At 37.3% G+C, this 21,254-nt stretch carries 20 protein-coding genes (1 of these 20 cut by a window edge); 17 read left to right on the top strand and 3 right to left on the bottom strand.

Annotated elements, in window-relative coordinates:
• The first annotated feature begins 1 nt into the window (after window position 1).
• The 3 genes from QC759_RS07385 (at window position 2) to QC759_RS07375 (ending at window position 3,991) form a co-directional block, all read left to right on the top strand.
• Window positions 2-2,275: a DUF2341 domain-containing protein gene (locus QC759_RS07385; RefSeq protein WP_048072053.1), complete on the top strand. Its 2,274-nt coding sequence runs from the start codon at window positions 2-4 to the stop codon at window positions 2,273-2,275.
• Window positions 2,272-3,021, top strand: a complete 750-nt coding sequence (locus tag QC759_RS07380) for an H-type lectin domain-containing protein (RefSeq protein ID WP_048072052.1) — start codon at window positions 2,272-2,274, stop codon at window positions 3,019-3,021. Before QC759_RS07385 ends, QC759_RS07380 begins: the two co-directional genes overlap by 4 nt.
• Before the next feature lie 67 nt (window positions 3,022-3,088).
• Window positions 3,089-3,991 carry a transglutaminase domain-containing protein gene (locus QC759_RS07375; protein ID WP_052659946.1) on the top strand — a complete coding sequence of 301 codons (903 nt, stop codon included), beginning with the start codon at window positions 3,089-3,091 and terminating at the stop codon, window positions 3,989-3,991.
• 69 nt (window positions 3,992-4,060) lie between these two features.
• Here QC759_RS07375 and QC759_RS07370 read toward each other — a convergent pair whose 3' ends face one another.
• Window positions 4,061-4,342 carry a hypothetical protein gene (locus tag QC759_RS07370; RefSeq protein ID WP_144405511.1) on the bottom strand — a complete coding sequence of 94 codons (282 nt, stop codon included), beginning with the start codon at window positions 4,340-4,342 and terminating at the stop codon, window positions 4,061-4,063.
• Between the two features lie 1,416 nt (window positions 4,343-5,758).
• Between QC759_RS07370 and QC759_RS07365 the strand changes: the two genes are divergently transcribed.
• From QC759_RS07365 to QC759_RS07355, 3 genes are read left to right on the top strand one after another with little or no spacing between them, the layout of a single operon-like run.
• The gene (locus tag QC759_RS07365; protein ID WP_048072050.1) at window positions 5,759-7,117 is read left to right on the top strand and encodes a hypothetical protein; all 1,359 of its coding nucleotides are present in this window, start codon (window positions 5,759-5,761) and stop codon (window positions 7,115-7,117) included.
• Between the two features lie 11 nt (window positions 7,118-7,128).
• Window positions 7,129-8,679 (top strand): ArnT family glycosyltransferase, encoded by a 1,551-nt coding sequence (locus QC759_RS07360; RefSeq protein ID WP_048072049.1) that lies wholly within the window; start codon window positions 7,129-7,131, stop codon window positions 8,677-8,679.
• A gap of 37 nt (window positions 8,680-8,716) precedes the next feature.
• The gene (locus QC759_RS07355; RefSeq protein WP_048072048.1) at window positions 8,717-10,966 is read left to right on the top strand and encodes an STT3 domain-containing protein; all 2,250 of its coding nucleotides are present in this window, start codon (window positions 8,717-8,719) and stop codon (window positions 10,964-10,966) included.
• 58 nt (window positions 10,967-11,024) lie between these two features.
• Here QC759_RS07355 and QC759_RS07350 read toward each other — a convergent pair whose 3' ends face one another.
• Together QC759_RS07350 and QC759_RS07345 are read right to left on the bottom strand one after the other, a co-directional pair.
• Window positions 11,025-11,207 (bottom strand): class III signal peptide-containing protein, encoded by a 183-nt coding sequence (locus tag QC759_RS07350; protein ID WP_048072047.1) that lies wholly within the window; start codon window positions 11,205-11,207, stop codon window positions 11,025-11,027.
• 297 nt (window positions 11,208-11,504) lie between these two features.
• The gene (locus tag QC759_RS07345) at window positions 11,505-11,687 is read right to left on the bottom strand and encodes a class III signal peptide-containing protein (RefSeq protein WP_048073791.1); all 183 of its coding nucleotides are present in this window, start codon (window positions 11,685-11,687) and stop codon (window positions 11,505-11,507) included.
• Window positions 11,688-11,898: 211 nt separating this feature from the next.
• Between QC759_RS07345 and QC759_RS07340 the strand changes: the two genes are divergently transcribed.
• The 11 genes from QC759_RS07340 to QC759_RS07290 all read left to right on the top strand — a co-directional run.
• Window positions 11,899-12,462 carry a hypothetical protein gene (locus tag QC759_RS07340; RefSeq protein ID WP_048072046.1) on the top strand — a complete coding sequence of 188 codons (564 nt, stop codon included), beginning with the start codon at window positions 11,899-11,901 and terminating at the stop codon, window positions 12,460-12,462.
• Window positions 12,463-12,728: 266 nt separating this feature from the next.
• On the top strand, window positions 12,729-13,874 hold the full coding sequence (locus QC759_RS07335; protein ID WP_048072045.1) for a UDP-N-acetylglucosamine--N-acetylmuramyl-(pentapeptide) pyrophosphoryl-undecaprenol N-acetylglucosamine transferase: 1,146 nt from the start codon (window positions 12,729-12,731) through the stop codon (window positions 13,872-13,874).
• Between the two features lie 199 nt (window positions 13,875-14,073).
• Entirely contained in the window at window positions 14,074-15,312 is a 1,239-nt protein-coding gene (locus tag QC759_RS07330; protein WP_048072044.1) for a hypothetical protein, read from the top strand.
• Window positions 15,309-16,001 carry a metal-dependent hydrolase gene (locus tag QC759_RS07325; RefSeq protein WP_048072043.1) on the top strand — a complete coding sequence of 231 codons (693 nt, stop codon included), beginning with the start codon at window positions 15,309-15,311 and terminating at the stop codon, window positions 15,999-16,001. Before QC759_RS07330 ends, QC759_RS07325 begins: the two co-directional genes overlap by 4 nt.
• A 4-nt stretch (window positions 16,002-16,005) precedes the next feature.
• Window positions 16,006-16,650: an Era-like GTP-binding protein gene (locus QC759_RS07320; RefSeq protein WP_048072042.1), complete on the top strand. Its 645-nt coding sequence runs from the start codon at window positions 16,006-16,008 to the stop codon at window positions 16,648-16,650.
• An 11-nt stretch (window positions 16,651-16,661) separates the two neighbouring features.
• A complete protein-coding gene (locus QC759_RS07315) occupies window positions 16,662-17,045 on the top strand; it encodes an OapB/ArvB family protein (RefSeq protein WP_048072041.1) in 384 nt (127 codons plus the stop codon).
• Window positions 17,029-17,328, top strand: coding sequence for a Zn-ribbon domain-containing protein (locus QC759_RS07310; RefSeq protein ID WP_048072040.1), 300 nt, complete (start codon window positions 17,029-17,031; stop codon window positions 17,326-17,328). Before QC759_RS07315 ends, QC759_RS07310 begins: the two co-directional genes overlap by 17 nt.
• Window positions 17,329-17,418: 90 nt before the next feature.
• The gene (locus QC759_RS07305) at window positions 17,419-18,648 is read left to right on the top strand and encodes an SIR2 family protein (RefSeq protein ID WP_048072039.1); all 1,230 of its coding nucleotides are present in this window, start codon (window positions 17,419-17,421) and stop codon (window positions 18,646-18,648) included.
• Window positions 18,649-18,657: 9 nt separating this feature from the next.
• A complete protein-coding gene (locus tag QC759_RS07300) occupies window positions 18,658-20,445 on the top strand; it encodes an ATP-binding protein (protein WP_048072038.1) in 1,788 nt (595 codons plus the stop codon).
• The gene (locus QC759_RS07295; RefSeq protein WP_048072037.1) at window positions 20,442-20,660 is read left to right on the top strand and encodes a KTSC domain-containing protein; all 219 of its coding nucleotides are present in this window, start codon (window positions 20,442-20,444) and stop codon (window positions 20,658-20,660) included. The genes QC759_RS07300 and QC759_RS07295 overlap by 4 nt, the downstream gene beginning before the upstream one ends.
• A 56-nt stretch (window positions 20,661-20,716) precedes the next feature.
• Window positions 20,717-21,254: the start of a hypothetical protein gene (locus QC759_RS07290; RefSeq protein ID WP_144405510.1), read on the top strand. 1,226 nt of this gene lie beyond the right edge of the window; 538 of the gene's 1,764 nt are visible here — the first part of the coding sequence; its start codon is at window positions 20,717-20,719; the stop codon falls past the right edge of the window.

The raw sequence follows: 21,254 nt of genomic DNA, 5'->3' as shown, positions 1-21,254 counted from the left end.
TATGGCTTATATCAAAAAACGCAAAACGGGTGTTAATGCAATTGAAGCAGATAAACCTTTTGATAAGTTCTATGCTATCCCTGACGGCAAAGCTGTTTTTGAAAAACCAGAAGGTTCATCAGTGATCGGTACTTTCCAAAACAGTTATTTCCCTATTGAATCTACTAATTTTAGGTGGATTTCAGCCCGGTGTAAATTAAAAACAAAAGCGGATGAAAGTACTAATGAATATTATGTTGTAACTGGATTATATGGTGTCCGGCCGGATGGAAAGGAAGAACTTATTGGAGAACACGTCAGCAATAGTATATCTACCACTGAAACTGTGGAAGATATTGTATTCGATGTAGCATCTTCCAGTTCTCATCCAGATTTAACATACATTGACTCAACCGGGGCCACTGCAGGGAAGATATATCTTAAATTACCTTCTCGATGGAAAAACTTCAAGGAAATAAAAATAGGAGTTCCATGGAAAGAAGGCTGGAGTTACTGCAGGCCAATGTGGTTTGCAGGGAGTAATGTTGGAGTTAAAACTGCAGTGTGGCCGGCTTTACAAGTAACAGTTCATTACAGGACCGGGATGAAAACAGATTTCTCAGATGTTCGATTTATTCATCCTGATGGGCAAACATTCCTCTGCTATGATCGATTAAATTATCGTGCTGGTGAATGGGCTACATTTAATATATTAATAGATGCTATCCCTGGTGGAAGCACAAACAGAACCCCAATTCTTCTGTTCTATGGGAATAGTGCTGCAACTGATAAGAGTTCTCCATCAACAGTATATAAAGGTTGGTTTTGGGATTTTGAAGATGGAGTTATATCTGATTTTGCAGTACTGGGTGGAACACTGAGTGTGAATACCACTTCGCCAATTTCAGGTGGAAAAAGTATACAGCACACAGGGAATGGTGCAGATAACAAATCTAACTTCTTCATATGCTCTCATAATTATGGTGACCCTGCTTATGGGGTTGAATACAATTTTGATTTTAAAATAGTAAGTTATGGTACACAGGGAAACCCATACTTCTATTTATGTTCACCACAATACTATGATTCTGAGAACTTTTTCTGGATAGATTTTTGTTACGATGGTGGAGATACTTATGTTAGACTTTGTTACAATGCAGGTGTGACTAGATTAGAAATCTCTCGGACAAAATTCTGTGCTGGTAAAGTGCCAACTGGGGTTAAATATAATGTTAATGTGTTGTTTAGTTATGATGGGGTTAAAAACAGGATAATAGTTAGTATTGACAACAAAGAATACATTACTTATTATGGTGGGCATTTTGCTGGGTATACTAATAATTATTTTGGATTTGGGTCTAATTTAACTGGTACGGGGTTATGGGACAATATAAAAATAAGATACATCTTCCCTCACCAACCCACACCAGTATACTACAATCCTCATTTCTTTGATAACTTTGATGATAATTCAATTTCAAGTGATTGGGTATTATCTCGTAGTGGGACTAATGCAAATGTTGTAGAAACCGGTGGGGAATTAAGAGTAACAAACACTGCAACAGGGAATCGTGCAGCCATTAGAACTGCTAAACGGTTAAAACCCCCTTATTTGGTTCGAGTATATGCTAAACGGACTGAAAATATAGAGTTTTTAACTCATTGGGATGGGTCATGGAGTGATGCATTAAATCCTAATAATGGAATTTGGTGGATTTATGCACAGTGGGTGTCACCACGTAAGTGGGTAGTGCACCAAATGCGTGATACAGGAATATCTGCATCATATTCTGCAGACAAAGAGTTAGACACGGCTTATCACAGGTATGATTTTTATGTATATGAAAATTACACTAGGGTAACCGTGGATGGAGTGACATTACTTACAATTCCCACCCCAAATACTGAGGGTTATTTTGCTGTAACGGGTAGAGAAACTCCAGTAGGGGTTGTTGCAAGTTATAATGATTTTTACATCTTCGACGCAGTGAATACTACTTATTCTAATTCATTGATAGCTCCAGATGGTACTCCTGGACAAGAGGACATGGAACTTATTTTTTCCAAACCTGGTTCATCAGCCCCAGACATTCCATTAAGGGCATATGTTGATGAATTAGGAACAGGGGGAATGAATACTAATGTGGTCCTGGGTAAAAGTCAGGGTAAATACCGCATTGGTTATGACAGTATTGACAAATATATCGGCTTTAAATTCAAACCCCTTGCTCAAGGAGATAAAAATTGCAATATAGAATTTCAAGACTTCATTTATGAATATGAGGTGTTAAAATGAGCAATACAGGTATTCCAGTAAATGCTAGCCTTATATTAGATGCAGTACTTTATAAAGGGGACAATTCTAAGGTCATAGATGACCCTAATTATCTTGATGGAAGTGCAGTATATTCAAACTATCCGGGAATGGTATTGTTAGATACTAAAAGTTTAGGTACCGGTGTATTGGCTGGAGATATGGTTTTAACTATAATGTGGGACTCTTCAGGTACTGAAACCTTTGATATTCTTGTACAAATCACTAAAGACGGAGGTTATGATTACGAAATAATGTTCATGCATGAAGATACTGTGAATGACTTCGGTACAACTATAATAAATAAATTTGACCCTAAAAGTAATTATAGAATTATAATTAAATCAATCAGCCAGTCTGAGGTTGCATTAGATTATATTAAACTCACCCCTGTTTTCCCGGGCAGCATGGTTAGCGCAACAAGGAGAGTAATTAATAATTCAGAAGTTATTGAAGTTATTGATAGAGGTAAATCTACTATTACAGGGAATGGGAGTAGGGCTACCAGTAAAGCTATAAATTTTAATAAATTATTTGCAGAACCCCCTGATGTATATATTGGGTCTCCTTCTTCCTATCTTTCCACATCTGCAGAGAATAAAACTCCCCAGGGATGTACTTGTTGGTTTAACCATGTGGACGGGGCTGGATGGAGTGAAACTCATACTTTCACTTGGCTAGCAATAGGTTCGGTAAAAGTTCCATACGCTCCTGCTCTGCCATTGTAACTCTATTTTTTTTTGAATTTATAAAAAAAAAACTACATCTTAGCGAACGCTATGGAGGTATAATATTATGGTGAAAACAATAAGCGAAACTTTAGACGCTTCAAAAAGAGTAACAAACTATATACAAAGTAAGAGAAGCACTCCCCTGACTGTGAATGTTGGTGGAGAAACTGTAAGCAGACCTAGTTTCAACAGGATGATGGCTGCTGCGATAATTGAAATAAACAATAACACCAATCAGAATATCAGAACAGATAGTGTTGATGACCCTTCCAATCCTATGGGTGGACTACCTGAAAACAAATTATTAAAAGCTGATTACATTGATGCAGCACAGCGAACTAAGGACTTCATCGAAGCAAATAAAAAGATGCCAAACTACATAAACACGCCCTTGGGCCAAATGAGCCCTTATAACTTCATGGACATGTACAGTAGAGCATTGAATTTCTATGCAGATGAAAAATACTTACCTGCCTTCATCTACACCAACAGCCTTGGAGGAGGGACCAGTCCTTCACAGCCCACCCAACCTAGTGTGCCTGATGACCTGAAACCCTACCTAGATAAAACGGCTAACTGTCAAGTTAATGATCCAGTTATTCAAAATCTGGCTAAACAGTTCACCACAGCTGAACAGGCGTTTAATTACGTTCGTGATGTTTATGGCTATGATTATTACTACAATACCCGGCGTGGAGCATTGGGAACGTATCGTGATAAAATAGGTAACTGTGTGGACTTATCCCATTTGTTAATTGCTATTCTCAGGGCCATGGGAATACCGGCCATGTATCGCCATGTACTTGCACAGTTCAAAAGTGGTCAGATTGGCCATGTTTATGTCAGGGCCTATGTAAATGGTGAGTATGTTGCCTTGGATGCATCGAACAATAACAATGGCTACAACAATATAGTGAGCTGGAAGCTGGTCCAGGTGTACAATAATTACCGTGAACTACCATTCTAAGGAGAAAAAAAGATAATTTTTAACCCCTCACACACTCAGTGTGGGGGATTTTTTTTTTTTTTTATTTGTTTAACCTGGTGCAATGATCGGATGATCTGGGTCGTGTCGATAAACTACACTTGAAGGCAGTTTTTCGGGTTCTTGATATATCATTTGCTTGGATTGTTCTGTTGGTTGAGATTGTTCTGTTGATTTTTGTGTATTTGATGTTGCTTCTTGAGAATGTGGTGTTGCTTCAGATGTTGAACCGCTTTCTGATGTAGTATTTTTAATATCTTGACTTTCATCTGTTGAATTTGCAAGTGTAATTTGGTTAGTTTCATTTAAAGTAGTGTTATTTGCATCGGTCATGGTTGTTGCCCCCACTATTGATATTAATGCCACTATTGGGATTAGTATGGCCAATATTTTACCCGTTTTATTCAATTTCTTGCCTCCCCTTCTTAAAACGTGATAATTGTATATATCTTCATAACTATTAGATATACTCTCCTAATTTATAGATTAGAAAAGAGTATGATAATTTAGGCAGTACAATAACTAGACTTACATGTATTTTAATAACAATGATAAACTTATATTTCATCATTAGTATATGAGTTAAAGGGGTGATCTTTTGGTCTATAAATATGTTGAATGCCCTAATTGCGGATATACGGGGGTTATTAAATGCATTCAAGCATTGGGGTATTCTGGAGAACAATGTATTTGTCCAGACTGTGAATATCACATAAGTGATTTGAAAAAACCTTGAATGTATATTAAAATTAGTTATTAAGGGTCAGAAGGGAGCCGAAGCTCCCCTCACTTCATTGGCGATCTATATTGGCTTACCGAGATATGTCGGCATGTGACCACCTCCAAAGGGGCCGCCAGGTTTATCTAAATGTGCTCGGCGGATATGTACCCTTACTTAGTATCAAGCAAGGCACGACCATCTCTGACTATGGCATACTCCGTGCCCTCCTTAACCAATTAAAATATATAGGGTGATAAGATTTAAATCTTTATTTTAACAGTTACAGATCAAGATCCTGAGATCGAAACATATATAATAATCTTTTCATTATAATAATAATCAATGTGCTTGGCGGATAAAACCATCTCTGACAAACGGTTTTATTCTCTTTTCTTTTTATTTAAATAATTTTGAATGATTATCTTAACTATTAGCTTTTTAACATGTCTTTTTTTAAATAAATATTATTTATTCTAACATAAGCCCCCTCCTACCTCTTCCCTAAAAGTCATTAAAAACTTTCCATTATATATAGGATCCCTATCCCCCTGGGTTGTGTTGGAAAGCATTTGGAAAGTAATCACCAAAAATTATATTTTAAAAAAATAGGAATAATTATTGGTATTTGTTTATTTATCAAAATTAGAAATTTTTATTTGATTTTATTCCGAAACGGTCTGATTGAGACGGGTAAGTCAACATTATAGATTTCAATCTCAAAAATGATCTGATTCTTCAATTTCGATAATTATTATTGATTTGTTACAATTTAATTTGTAAGGATCCCCACCACTGCACCAAGGGACAGGTTGGGTGGGAGAATGTATCCTATGACTCCCGGTGAGGATCCACACAATTAATATGATAATATTAATATTTAAATGTTTAATATTTAACATCGTTTAACTCACACTAAAAAGAAAAACTTAATCTATTTTACTCCCTTTTTACCATTCATATAAAATATCATTAAATAACATAAATCATAAAAAGGTTAATCATAGTAAAAAAAATGTTATGGTGATTTATTGCAGGTTAAGGATAAAATTCAACTACTAATACCATTCACCCCCCTAATAGCAGTGTTTATCGTCCTGATCCTCCGCCCCTACTTCCTTTTCCCAGTGGGTGGTGACACCGATTTTCACTTGGCCCGGGCACAGGAAATAATTCAAAACCCATTCTGGGGATTGTTCTGGGACAACATCACCTACTATCCTATGGGTAGGCCAGTGTGGCATCAACCATTATTCAATGCAGTTTACGCTGGTTTATGGTATTTGGCAGGTGTTCGCTTTGCCCACTCATTTTTATGCATATCTCAGGTCTTATTAACCGTGGGAGTTGCATCATGGTTTGCTAACCGTGAATACGGTATTTTTGCAGGATATTTTGCTGGACTTTTTTCCCTGGCCATGCCTGCACCATCCACATTAACCGCAGCCATCCCTGCTGCTTACATTCCTATACTGGCGGTTTTAACTATTTATTACATTCCTCAAGATAAAAAAAAGGCATTTCTAGCATCATTGGTGGGTTTATGGACTCATATGGTTGCTTTGTTCTGTTTTATACCTTTATACTTGGTTGATAACTATCGTGATAAAACAAACCTTAAAATAATAGCTCTTTTATTACCTTCATGGCTTTTCTGGGCTGTATACTGGGTTTACTTTAAGGATAGGCTGGTCACTGGGGGCATATTCTACACCTTAACTCACCTTAAACTGGTACCTCCTCACCCCGGTTCATACGCATTTTTAATCTTTTTGGCCGTATTTGTCCTGGGTATTATTGGCCTTTACCTTCTTTATAATTCCAATTACCGGCAGTTTAAACTATTCACCACGTACATTGTGATTGTGATATTTTTCAGCTTCTTTGGATTTAACGGAGATTTTTTAAGAGGATTTCAATTTGCAGCCCTTCCCATGGCCATTTTAGCAGGCTTCGCTGTTGAAAGGGGATATAAAAACCTTTCTAGTAACCGTAATCGACTTTTATCATCTTTATTCCTCCTGCTCATGGTTTTCATTTCCATGATGGGGGTGGTGATATTTTTCAGCTATTTACCAAACCAGCATGGTAAAGGATGGGATGCCCTTGAAACACCGTTTGAAGGAGAATATGCTCCTTTAAAGGATTACATTGAAAATAGCACATCTGCTAATCAAGTGGTTTGGACTGAGAGGGAACTGTCAGAAAAGGTGGCCTGGATGACTGGCCGAAGCGTTTCCAATGGACTTTATTCCGATAATACTTATGGGGGTACTAGAGGATTCGTAGATAAGCATCAAAACATTAATATCTACAAATCGGATGGTTATGTGACCGTCAGGGATTTAAATAACAATACTATTGCTCAAATTAAACTGGGAACGTATTAAACAGGGTAGCTATGAATATAAAAGCATTTATATCTGAACACCGGGATTTAAGTATTGTTCTAGTGGTATATTCGGGTCTGGCATTCATTTTCCTTACCTTTTTTCACTATAACCTGATGGGTGATGAAATTTCCTATATTTCCATTGCCCACCATTACTCCACTGGAAATTGGAATGAGGCTATAAATGCTTACTGGAGTCCCCTTTACTCCTGGTTGATAGCACCGTTCCTTTTAGGAGGTTTTGATCCCTTTCAATCAGCTATCATACCCCGCGTTCTCTCATTGATTGTTGGATCTGTAACTATCATTGGTCTAAACCGGCTGGCTAAAACCTTTAACTTGGATGGAATGGTCAGAAGTGCCCTACTGGTGTCGTGCATTCCAATGGTTTTATTTTTTGCAATAAGATATGCTACTCCTGATTTGTTGGTTAGCTGTATTCTGGTATTTTATTTCGCAGTGATATTCAATTACCGATACCCTGATGATGTGTCAAATGGATTTTGGTCTGGATTTTTAGGAGCACTAGGATACTTGGCAAAGAGTTTTGTTTTTCCATTTTTTTTGGTTCATTTTATCTTATCTAACTTTATATGTTATTTTGAAGGAAAAAAGAGAAAAAAGATTTTAAAAAACCTTTTTTTAGGACTGGTAGTTTTTTTCATAGTCAGTGGTTTATGGATAGGGATGATCAGTTCAAAACAGGGGGAAGTGACCATAGGCACGGCTAAGGATCATAATCATGCCATAGTTGGTCTGACCTATCCTGAACATCCGATCTACAGTTCAGGACTCCTTGAACCACCTAATAAAGATGCCGTTAGCATATGGGAAGATCCTGCTTCAATTCAATTAGATGACTGGAATCCATTGGAGTCAGTTGAATACTTTGTTTTACAACTGGAAATCGTTAAAAATAATGTACTTCGCACAATTGCCTTCCTGGAAAGATTTTCTCCTTTAGCAATGTTAATACTAATTTTAAGCATATATTTCGTGGTAAAAAGTGAATCAAGAAGGGTTAAATTTGACCTGGTTAAACTCCTGATGACCATTTTAATTTATATTGGAGGATATGTTCTTATATTTGTAGAACCTCGTTATTTATGGCCGATTTCATATTTACTACTGATAAATGGATTTTACTTGGTGAATTATTTATATGAACGGGGAAGTTTAAATTTGAGTTTAAGAAATATTTTCCTGATCATGGTAATGCTCTCATTTATGATAACGCCCATTATGGAAATAGGTGGATTTGTGGGTAGCGGAGACCAACTTCTATCTGTAGGTGTTACCTTAAGAAATGAGTATAATTTACAGGGAAACATAGCTTCCAATGACCGATGGGCAGATACTATGAGTTTATCCTATTATTTGGGGTCCCGATATTTTGGAGTAACTAAAAAAAGTAATCAAACCAGTTTAGAACAGAAACTTGAGTTAAATAACATTGATTACTACTTTGTCTGGGGAGGGGGAGATGAGTTAACCTTTAACCATTTCCAGGAGATAACTGGTAATAAAATAAAGAACTTAAGAATATATTCCAAAATATAGAACTTTTAATATAGAACTAAGGTAAAAGTTGTTTAAAATGGAAAAAAAATATATTAAACTGATCACTGCAATTTTGGTGATATTCGCCATTGGATTTTTCTTTAGAATTGGATCTGCCCATGTAACCGGCACTCCCATCGATGAAAAATCATTTTCACTGGATGAAAACAACTTACCCTACATGTATGAACTTGATTCATATTACAATTACCGTTTAACAAGTAACTTCCTGGATCATGGATATTTAGGCGACACTATAATCGATGGCCGGGAGTGGGATACCCATTCCTATTCTCCTGGTGTTCCCCTGGACTACCCTCCCTTGATTGTTTACCTCACGGCCCTGGTTTACAAGTTCATTAATTTATTCAGCAGTGTCCCCTTGCTGGTGGTTTGTTTCTGGCTATCTGCATTTGTGGCTCCACTGGCAGGGGTGGTGGCCTATTTTTTCACCCGCAGATTAACCAATGAATCTGGTGCCGTTGTTGCCGGTGTTTTAACAGTTTTAGCACCTTTTTATTTCCTTCGTACCGTGGCTGGCTGGTTTGATACCGATATCTTCATTATTTTATTCCCCCTACTGGTGGTATGGCTCTTCTGGGAATCTTCCATCAATAAAAATCCCCGAAATAGCATAATTCTCTCGATATTAGCCGGATTTTCCATGTTCCTTTTTTCCACTGCCTGGAATGGTTGGCAATATTATTTCTATTTAATGGCTGTTTTCAGTGTTTTATGGATTTTGGGGTCTTACTTCCAGAAAAAACCCATGAAACAATTCATAACAACATTTTTAACATTTATCGCAGTCACCCTTATCCTGTTAACATTATTCACCGGATTTTTAAGTCTCCTTAAACTCTTGTACGGGCCACTGGAATTTTTGAAATTAACAGGAGTCCAAAGTCCGTGGGCCCCCTGGCCTGACATCTACCTTTCTGTAAGTGAATTATCCCATCCCACCTTTGACGGAGTTGTTTCCGGTGTGGGGATTGCATTATTCGGGGGAATTTTTGGACTGGTATGGATGCTACGGGTTTTGTTAACTGAAGACCTCAAGAAAAAGTATTTGAACTCTGTGGACTGGTTCATCTATCTTTTCCTGGTTTTATGGGCATTAACTGGATTTTTAGCCCTTATGAAAGGGTCCAGGTTTATCATGATCATGATACCTCCCTTAACCATTAGCACCGGGATAATGGTAGGTCTATGTGTGAATTACCTGGGTTTAATCCGGCAAAATAAGTCTTCTAATATAGTTCTTGCTCTTTTCAGGGATAAACAATACTTAACTTCCTTTTTAACTTTGCTGGTAATCTTACTGGTGTTATTCCCTGCGGTGGCCAATGTAATGGACTCACTGGAAATGCCTCCCGGAGCTGATGATAATCTGTGGGATTCTCTGGAGTGGATTAATCACAATACCTCTAACGACACTGTGGTATTTTCCAACTGGCCAGCAGGACACATCATAACTTCCATTGCCAATCGATCGGTGGCCCTTGACGGTAGAATGGCTTACATTGAAACAGTTCAATACCGTAATCTGGATAGTGCCTATACTTACGGAGTTAAATCCCCTACCACTGCCCGGGAATACTGGATAGACCGGGCCTTCTACACCAGCGATGGAAATTTATCCGCAGGTATCTTCAGAATGATAGCCACCAGTGGAGATTTGGGCTATTTAACCCTTGATGAATACACTCATAATACAAACCGGACTGCAGAAATCTTAAACAATATTCTGGGTGTTGATAAATCAGTTGCCCGGGATCTACTGGTTAACCAGTATAACCTTAGTCTGTCCCAGGCAGAAACAATTATTTCCTACACTCATCCGAATAGTCCCCGACCTTATGTAGTATGGACTTACACCCAAATGGTGAACAAAGGTTTCTGGGTATTCAATTTTGGTAGCTGGGACTTTGATAAAAATGGTGGTGGAAATTTCACCTACGTTTTTGCAGATATCCATCATGAAGAGGGGAACCTCGTGTTAAGTGACACTAGGTTCCAATTTGATAACACCCACAAAACTGTGACTTATAAGGGCGAGTTACCCTACTGTTTCATCCAATCTGATGGTACTGTGGAAAATAAGACTTACATTAACCCCAACAGTAATCTCTGTGTGGTAATACTATTTGATGAATCAGAAGTGGTAGTAATGGATAAGCGATTTGAAAACTCCACCTTTACCAAGTTGGTGCTGGAGAGTGTGAACACCCCCACCTTCAGTTCACTATATAAAAATAACAGTAGTACAGTTTGGCAGGCAGTCTAACAAAATGAAGATTAATACATAATTATATGACTAAAAAATAGTATTAGGCAAGAGGACCTTACATTCGGTTTATGGTGTTGTCTCTTGCAGTGTCAACCACACTGGTAATGTTTCCGGCAATGGATCCGGAGATATCCAGGATGTATCCTCCGGCAATAATTACTATTATCAGTATAGCACCTATAAGGAGGATCATTTCAGCGCTTATTTGTCCTCCATTATCAAGAATTTTAGGGTCCATGATCTCACACTTAACTTAGATGTTTAATCTAATTTTCTCATTTATAATTAATTAGTAATGTATTATATTCCTCATATTATATAACATTACACGTGTATCTTTTAGTGCAAGTTATTCCAAAAATCAGTGGGCCTTAAACATTAGATGTATTTAATTAGGTAATAAACGCTTACAAAAACTTTTTCTGTTGGCAGTGAGTAAGAGTGACAACATATTTATTTATAATTAAAATTGTAATTTTAGAGAAAAAATCATCAGAAATTCTAAAAATAAGAAAAGAAAAAAAAATAGAAAAATCTATTTTGGTTTGTTCATGCTGTTTCTTACGGTGTTAACATCGGAAGATGCTTGTAGTCCGGAGTTAGAAGTGAAGTATGCTCTGTAGATCAGTAGTGCAGCGATTGCAATAACGATAACTCCACCAAACAGTAATATATATTCAGCTGCTCCTTGTCCACCTTCGTCTTTTAAAAAGCTCATATTTTTACCTCCAATAAGGGTTTTCTTATTTATATACATCTTTTCTGTTGATAGTTGTATATAAATATTTTCTTTGTTCGTAGAGAACAATATTCATCTTCGATCTATATTACTATATAGATTGATGATGATATTAAATATTCACATATAATTATCTTTTATATAGTTCTTTGTGCATATTATCACACAATAAAAAAGAGGGTTTGTGAACATGCCCAAAAATTACAATTTGAGAAATTTAATCCTGGACATATTAGAGGGGGATGAACTATCCAAAAAGCAGATCTTAGAGATTATTAGATCAAAATCTGGGATAGGAACATCGGATAAAACATTCAATGAATCATTAATGGCCCTCCTGCGCGAAGGGCAGATCTACATCGCTGATTATGATTTCACCATATACGATGGAGTGAAGCGGATACAGTCCATAAGACCAGAAGGTATTGTCTTTGGTGTATCACGCACTGATTTCGTGGAAATTGAAACCATCCTCAAACAGATGGAAAGCAATGACCATGAAGAGGTTTACCGGGCTTCCAAAAGCCTTAAAAGAATTTTCCGCCGGAAAATCGATGAGGTTCAAAAGGATGGAGATACTAAGTTTAGGATCGGTTCTGATACCCTATTCAACCACACCATCTTCTACATGAACTCCCTGGGTGAAGAACCAAAAAGATCACTTAGGAATAAATTAGCCTGGAGTTTAAGCAACAATAAAGACTCTCTGGAACTTTTTAAGAACATCGTTTCCTTTATACAATCCCAGGATTAATTAAATCCACTCAATTTTAATAGATTAAACTCTTTTTCTACCAGTGAATTCATAACCTGTGGATTCATTAAAATTACTCCTGGCAATGTAAGTTATCCTCCTTCCGATAATTTTATTCCGGTGGTGATTTATTTTCCAGTCGAACAATTCACTAGGAAAACATTCCAAATAAAATAGGCAAATATTAAAAAGACCATTAATTAACTATTTCTTAAGGTTTGAATTTTTTATAAAATCCCCATGAAAAACTTTTCAAGGATATTAAAATGAGAGTACTCCTAATACCGTGTGGCATTGGAATGGGACACACTTCCCGTTCAGTGGCTTTAGCCCAGAAATTGGAAAAAATGGGTGATGAAGTTCTCTTTGCCAGTTATGGTTCAGGTTACCAGATGCTCAGTGAGTACAGTGACTACCAAGTCATGGAACTTCCTCCCATCAAGTTCTACGGGAGTTCGGGTGAACTGGACTTTAAACACACCGCCCGTAAATCCATTGATGTGCCTTACGTTTTTTTAAAGAGTATTTATCATGAATCCCGCATAATCAAGGATTTCAACCCGGATGTGGTGGTCTGTGATTCCCATTATTCAGTTCCCATTACCTGCAAGGTGCTGGGAATTCCCTGTGTCCTGGTGAGCAATGACCTGGCACCAGAACTCAAGGAGGATCAGCATAAAGACCGCACCCTGGAGTACCTGGAAAATGGCCTGCAACGTTTCATAAAGGATGTATCCCGTCTGTGCAGTTCCATAATCGTCCCGGATGTGATAAATTCCTATGAAATTCCTTCCGCAATACGTGAACGGGTGCACTTCACCGGCCCCATCCTTAAAATGAATCCCAAAACCATGGGGAGTAAAGAGGACCTCCGCCAGAGATTTGGATTTAAAAAGAATGATAAAATAGTAATGGCCACGGTGGGGGGATCCGAATTTGGGAACAAACTGTTAAACCTGTTGTACCAGGCCGCACCCCAACTGGACTGTGACCAGATGATACTGGTAACTGGACCCACCATTGACCTGAATATCCAATCCTCACCAGGCATAATATTCAAAAGATTCCTGGGGGATATAATGGAGTGGATGAAGTTATCGGACTTCCTGGTATCTCTGGCTGGACACACCACCTCCATGGAAATAGCTTCCCTGGGGATTCCCAGCCTAATGGTTCCCATTGAAAATCACCCCGAACAACAGAGGAATGCACGGAACATGAGGAAATACGGGTTGGCCCGGGTGCAGAAGATGGGAACATTGAGTATTGATAGCCTAACGGATAATATCAATTATCTCCTGGAGAATCAGGATTTAAAAAATAGTGCTCGCAGAACCAGGGATATATTCTCCCGGTACAATGGAACTGACACTGCGGTGGACATCATACAGAATTGTGTGGCCCGGTCCTAGATGTAACCTCCAACTGGGATGATAAATCTCGGTAATATTATGGGAATTTTCGGAAAATATTAATAATTGGAAAGTCCCAATTTAAATTAGGTGATTTATTTTTTTAAGACCCAAACTGAAAGATTGATAATGATTGGTGTGTGATAAAACTAATAACTTATAAATAATCCCTAACATAATAAGTTTAGGAGGTATTAGGATGATCAATTTAATTGTCAGCGTTTTTGGGCTTCTCTTGGTTTGCGGTGGTTTTTATTTAATGTATCTTGGTTTTACTGTTCCACCAAACCCCATAGCTTTCTTTCTGGGGTTAATTGCATCTGTATTTGGACTTATTTTAGTGATATTCTTCGGTAGTAAGATAGATTTCTCCAAAGGAGCAATGCCAAGGCCAAAAAAGGTTAAAAAAGCCAAACCCCCAAGCAAGACGCCAACAAAACCGAAAAAAATGCCTGTTAAAGATAAAAAACCTTCAAAAGCAGCCCCATCTTCAGGACCAAGGGCTATTAAACCTAAACCCCGTGCTAAAGATGAACCTAGATTTGGACCCGCACCGGAATCTTCCATCCCCTTGAAAAAGGAACCAGAAACCAGGGGAAAAGCTATTAAACCTAAAAAAAAGATGGAAGAGCCAGAAAAAACCCAAAAACCAACTACCTTGCCTCCAGATCTGGCTACCCAACCCAAAACAGCCCCTAAGAAAATAGCTCCAGTTAAGAAGAAAACAGCTGAAAAGGATGGCACAGTTACACCTCCTAAACCTACCCCGGCAAAAGATGAGGAAAAACCCCGACATGCACCTAAATCTGTACTGGAAACTGCTGACAAGGACCGGCTCAAGGAACTGCAATCCCGCACCGGAAGGGATGACCAGTTTGTTAAAAACCGGCTGGACAAGCTTAAGGAAAACTACATACAGAATGCTAAGGATATTGAAAGCATCATCGATGAACGGCTTGACTCCTTTAAGGGAACCATCGACAAATTAAAGACAGATTCAACAGAACCATCCATAATTTGGTCTTTCGAGGCCCAGGATGTTCAGGAAGCCATGAAAGATACCATAGTTACTGCCCAAAACAAACTCCTCATGATGTACCCCTGGGTGCGTAACATCGATGTGAGTGTCCTTAAGAAATTCATGGACACCGAAAGCCGTATGATCATCCAGGAAGCAAGCCTGGATGATGATGCATCAGTAGAGCTCATAAAACTCCTCCAGGAAAAGGATGTTCAGATAAGGACCATGCCCCACGTGCACACTGTAGCGGTGGTGGCTGATGAGGCCAACGGTCTCATCATATCCACGGATCCCATCTACGAAAGCTACGAAGTGGGAGTCATCTACAAGGACAAAAAATCCATTAACGAGATTGAAAGAATGTTTGAAGATGCCTGGAGCATCTCCCAGGACATCGATCTGGAGCTGAAAGAATGAAAATACAGTGGCTGGGCCACTCTGCATTCTACATTTCCACGGATAACCACAAACTGGTAATTGATCCCTTCATGCGTGATAATCCCTCCTGCCCCCTGGATCCTGAGGACCTGGAAGTCGATGTGATATGCGTCACCCACGGCCATAACGATCACTTTGGAGATACCATTGAACTGGCCCAAAAAAACAAGGCCCTGGTGGTGTGCAACCATGAACACTCCCTTTACCTCACCCAACTGGGACTGGAGACCACGGGTATGAACATGGGAGGAACCATTGAAGCTGCAGGCATAAAGATCACCATGGTAAACTCCATCCACTCGGCAGACATGGACTTTTTGGATAATACCCGGCCCGGTGGAAGTTCCTGTGGCTACATACTGCAACTGGAAAACGGCCGGAAGATCTACCACGCTGGAGACACTGGCATTTTTGGGGACATGAAAACAGTTATAAAAGATATTTACCAGCCAGAAATTGCCCTTATACCCATAGGTGACCGTTACACCATGGGAATACGGGAGGCTTCCATTGCTGCCCAGTGGCTGGAACCGGAAGTCATAATACCCATGCACTACAACACATTTCCACCCATAGAACAGGATGCCACGCAATTCAAGGAGTTAGTAGAAAAATCCACCGAAACCAAAGTAGCAGTACTTAAACCCGGTGAAACATACCAAGAGTGATTTAATGGTTGATATCATGCGCATATTCAGGAAAAAATTCTTCACAGACATCTTCAACAAACTAATTGGAAAGGAAAAAAAACTCAAAATTGGATTTTACGGACATCCCAATTCCGGTAAAACTACACTGGCCAACAGAATGACCAAAGACTGGCTGGGAAAACCTTTGGGTCTGGTTTCAGAAATACCACACGAAACACGGAGGGTGTACCGACAGGAAAGAGTATCCCTCAATTACGATGGTGTGGAACTGGATTTTGACATTATTGACACCCCGGGAATCGCCACGAAAATTGATTACAAAAACTTCTTACAGTACGGACTATCAGAATTGGAAGCAAAAGAAAGGGCTAAAGAAGCAACTAAGGGTATAATAGAGGCCATAAAATGGTTGGATGATGTTACTGGTGTGCTGTTGGTGGTGGATTCCACCAAGGACCCCCTGACCCAGGCCAACATAACCATAATCGGTAACCTGGAGGCCCGTAAGATACCCTTTGTAATTGTGGCCAACAAGGTGGACCTACCCGAGTCCAAACCAGAAAGAATAACCTCGGTGTTCCCCCAGCACAAGGTGGTTTCCATCTCCGCCCTGCACGGTGAAAACACCGATAAACTGTACCAGGCCATGGTGGAGAAGTTCAACTAAAGGTGATATAAATGGATGAAGCTGATACCAACACTCTCAAAATGGATTTCATCTCATCAGATGCTCTCAGAAACCAGAGCAGCATCGAAAAAATCTCCATGATCGTGGAAAAAGTTAAAAAAGGTGAACTTCTCGTAATTGAGGGCGGCCTGGAACCCGAAGAAGAGGCAGAGCTCATTGAAACCACCATGCGCGAGATCGATGTGGAAAACTTTGTGGGCATTGATATCTACACCCTGGAAAAGGATGAAAGCTCATTTTTCGGGCTGTCCAAGAAGAAAACAGTGGGTATCACCATTATTGGCCCGGCCAATGTAATGAAGACAGTGAAACGGAAATCCAATTTCCTGTCCATGGTGGCAAGCCTCGGTGGTGGCGATGCATCGCTGTATTAAATGTGGCCATGAATACGAGGACTCAGAAGACCTTATCCTTAAAGGCTGCCCAAATTGTGGCAGTAAATTCTTTGAATTCCACCAGAAAGGAAAAGTTAAAGAAATAAAGGAAATTAAAGGAAATTCTATTGAGACCATAATGGTTAAGGAACACGGGGTCTATGAAGTAAACCTGCAATCCTTGATTTCGGATGAATCAGTCATAGTCTCTGACGAAGAAGGTAAATACGTTATTGATATTAACTACCTTCTAAAAAAGAAGATTAGAGAGAAATATAAATAATTTTTTTTTAAGTTATTTTTTTATTACATACCTTTATTAATATCATAGTATTAAATTACAATGATAAAGTTATATTGATGGTGTGTAACAATGGCTGAGTTAACCCATGATCCTTCTGAATATATTCGTCAACTACAACAGTTGTTAATTTCTGATAAGAAACGAATTGGTTTTTTATTTGGAGCCGGAACTTCTTTAGCTAGAAAGAAAGATGATCATCCTTATATTCCTGCTATTGGTGAATTAACTGAAATTATTGAAGCTGAATTAACTCAATATGAAGATGCTATTAATCAAATAAAGGATGAGATTGGAGAGGCGAATTATAATATTGAGACTCTTTTAACAAATCTTGAAAAGAAAAAAGACGTTATTTTTGGTGATACAGAAATTAATGGCTTAAATTTGGATGATATTTCTGATTTAATCACACTTATAAAAACTGAAATTAGAAAAAATGTATCAATTCATGAAAAATTAATGGAAAATGAAATATATTTGGAAAATAGTATTCACAGTGATTTCACAGAGTGGATAAATCGTGCTGATAGGAAGTATGGAATTGAAATATTTACTCTTAATTATGATTACCTGTTTGAATTAGGGTTGGAATTAAAAAATGTTCCATATTATGATGGTTTCACTGGTAGTTTTATGCCTTTTTTTAATTCTGATTCGGTTGAAGATTTTGAATTTTTGCCTAGACAGACCAAATTATGGAAAATTCATGGATCATTAGGCTGGCATCATGATAAAAGATCAGGGAAGGTTTTACGTAAAGATTCAAGTGAAAATGACATTCTTATTTATCCTTCAACTCTTAAATATAGTGATTCCAAAAAACAGCCTTATATCTCATTTTTGGATAGGTTGAGTAATTTTTTAAGGCGTGATGATTCTATTTTGATTACATGTGGATATTCTTTTGGAGATGAACATATCAACGAAAGAATTGTCACGGCTTTAAATTCTAATTCATCTTCTCACGTTTTCTCTCTTTATTATGATATTATAAATCAAGATGGTAACAAAGATTTCATTTTAAAAAATAACTCAAACTTAGTTAAAATGGCCAAAAAAAACAGCAAATTATCAATTTACGGTATTAGAAACGCGGTAATTGGATGTCAATATGGTATTTGGGAATTAAAAACTGAAAGTGAACAAACGGATTTTTTAAACAAGTATTTTAAGCAGTGGGATGAGTTGGATTCTGATGAAAATGAAATAAAAATGAAAGAAGGAGAATTTTTACTTCCCGATTTTTCTAATTTTGTCTCTTTTTTGAGTTCTTTGATAATTGATAATAATTTAGAATAAGTGAAACTCATGATTAATAAATATACTGAAATTGGCGAAATAGTAAGTGTGAATGGGAATAATATTACAGTTCAACTTGCTGATAACTTAAAATCTAATATGCCAGTTATTGAAGGTGTAGTCTATCGTGTTGGTCAAATAGGTTCATTTTTGAAAATTCCATTAGGGTATGCTAATTTGTATGGTATTGTTACAAAAATAGGGGCTGCAGCAATGCCTGATAATTATAATGAACTTTTAGTGGATGGTTACGATAAATTAAGTAATAAACAATGGCTCAACATGGTCTTAGTTGGGGAACAAATTGGAAACAGATTTGATAGGGGTGTATCACAATCTCCTACCACTGGTGACAAAATCCATTTAGTTACAATAAAAGATTTGAGCATTGTATATGGTGGTTTTGATGAAAATAATTCAATTAATCTGGGAAATATAAGTATTTCTGAAAGCTTAAATGCGAAAATAGATTTAAATAAATTAGTTTCGAGACATTGTGCAATCCTTGGTTCAACAGGTAGTGGGAAATCAAATTTGACTGCGGTTTTATTGAATTCAATAGCAGAAAAAGGTTTTGAAAGTTCTAGAATTCTTGTAGTTGACCCTCATGGGGAATACAATTCTGCTTTAAGCGATAAAAGTAATGTTTACAAAATTAATGCTAATCCTTCAAAAAATGAAAAAGAATTGTATATCCCTTTTTGGGCCTTACCGTTTGAAGAATTAATGAGTATATTTCCAGGGAATTTAACTGATCCTAATAAAGATTATTTTAGATCTAAAATTGTAGAAGCTAAAGCTGCTTCAAATAAGATTAATGATTTGGGAGTTGAAAAAGAGATAATAACTGCAGATAGTCCAATACCTTTTAGTATTAATCAACTTTGGTTCAATCTGGATGATTTTGAAAGAAAAACTTTTAAAAAAGATCACTCTGAGTGTCTAAAAGAAAAAGGTGATCCGGAAAATTTGATATCCAGTAAATATCAATCAGCAACTCCCGACAATACTGAACCATTTTTCAATAATGCTAGAAAAGGTATATTGGGTTTTCTTGATAGCATAAGAATCAAATTGAAAGATAGCAGGTACAGTTTTTTATTCAAACCAGGAGAGTATAATCCAAATTTAGAAGGGAAAATTGAGAAAGATTTAAGTGAATTATTGATAGGGTGGATAGGTACTGGAGAACCAGTTACAATCCTTGATTTATCTGGAGTACCCAGCGAAATAATGAATTCAATCTCAGGTACTTTACTTAAAATAGTTTATGATGGGCTATTTTGGGGGCAAAATACTCCAATTGGTGGTAAAGAACAACCTTTGATGATTGTTCTTGAAGAAGCTCATAATTACTTAAAAGCAGGAGAAAATTCTATTTCATCCAAGACTGTTCAGACGATAGCTAAAGAAGGGCGCAAATATGGTGTTGGTTTAGTAATGGTCACTCAGCGACCTTCTGAATTAGATGAAACTGTTTTAAGTCAGTGTGGAACTATTATTGCTCTGCGAATGAATAATTCTAAAGATAGGGGCCATATAAAGTCCGCAATTCAGGATGAGTTGCAAACTATTATTGATCTTCTTCCAAGTTTAAGAACAGGTGAAGGGATCATATCTGGGGAAGCAGTAAAGATCCCATCAAGAGTAAAGTTTTATAAGGCCCATAATACTCCTAAAAGTTCAGATCCTTTACCTTCGGATTTATGGCTAAATAAAAAGGAGGATATTAATGACAATTATAAAAAACTACTTAATTTATGGAGAAATCAAAGATTTAACGAGGAGATAGAATGATACCTGAAATGATACCCGTAATTTCATCGCATGTTGCAGAAATAGGTTATGATGCTGAAAATCAGATCACTTATGTCAGATTTAATGATCAGAGTTTGTATATCTATAAAGAAGTACCAGAAACTGAATTTAATAACTTAGCTAATGCAGATTCAGTTGGATCTTACTTACACTGGAATTTTAAAAATGTTTACCCCTATGAAAGGATTGAATAGACCTACCATTGATTGGTTATCTGTATAAAAGATGAAATCTTACAATGGTAATTATAATGATAGAAGAAAACTTGTTTGAGCCAGATATTGAAATCAATGGTTCTAATAATGAAAAAATTGATGTTTCAGATTATATTGATGAAGGTATTTCTAAATCTAAAGTTTTTTTCTGGGAAAAATGGGCTTTGAGTCCGGATAATAACGACGATGATAGTTTTTTATTTTATGAAGTTAAAGAAGATTTACATATCCGTGAGGTTATAAGGAACCTTGAATCGCGGATTATGGATAAGAAAATATTATTTTCTGATATTCGCACAAAAAATCCGTCTATTAAACGATGGATTGAAGATATTCGTAAAAATTATCCTGACCCTGATGGTAATATAGTTGAAGATTTAATTAATACTTTTAGGGATTCTCTATTCTCTTCATCTAAAACTAGACATAAATATATTGTTGGTGTTCTTTTATTAAAGGATGTTGTTTTACTTGTTCACTGTGCAAAAGATCCTTCTTTAGCAAAGTTAAAAGACGATGTTTATTCTGTGGATTCTATATTACACCCAAAAAGCGTCTTGAGGGCTGCTATTA

The organism is Methanobacterium formicicum (assembly GCF_029848115.1).
Classification (GTDB): domain Archaea; phylum Methanobacteriota; class Methanobacteria; order Methanobacteriales; family Methanobacteriaceae; genus Methanobacterium; species Methanobacterium formicicum.
Note: the sequence above shows the minus strand (reverse complement) of the source record. Positions and strands in the feature narration are given on the sequence as shown.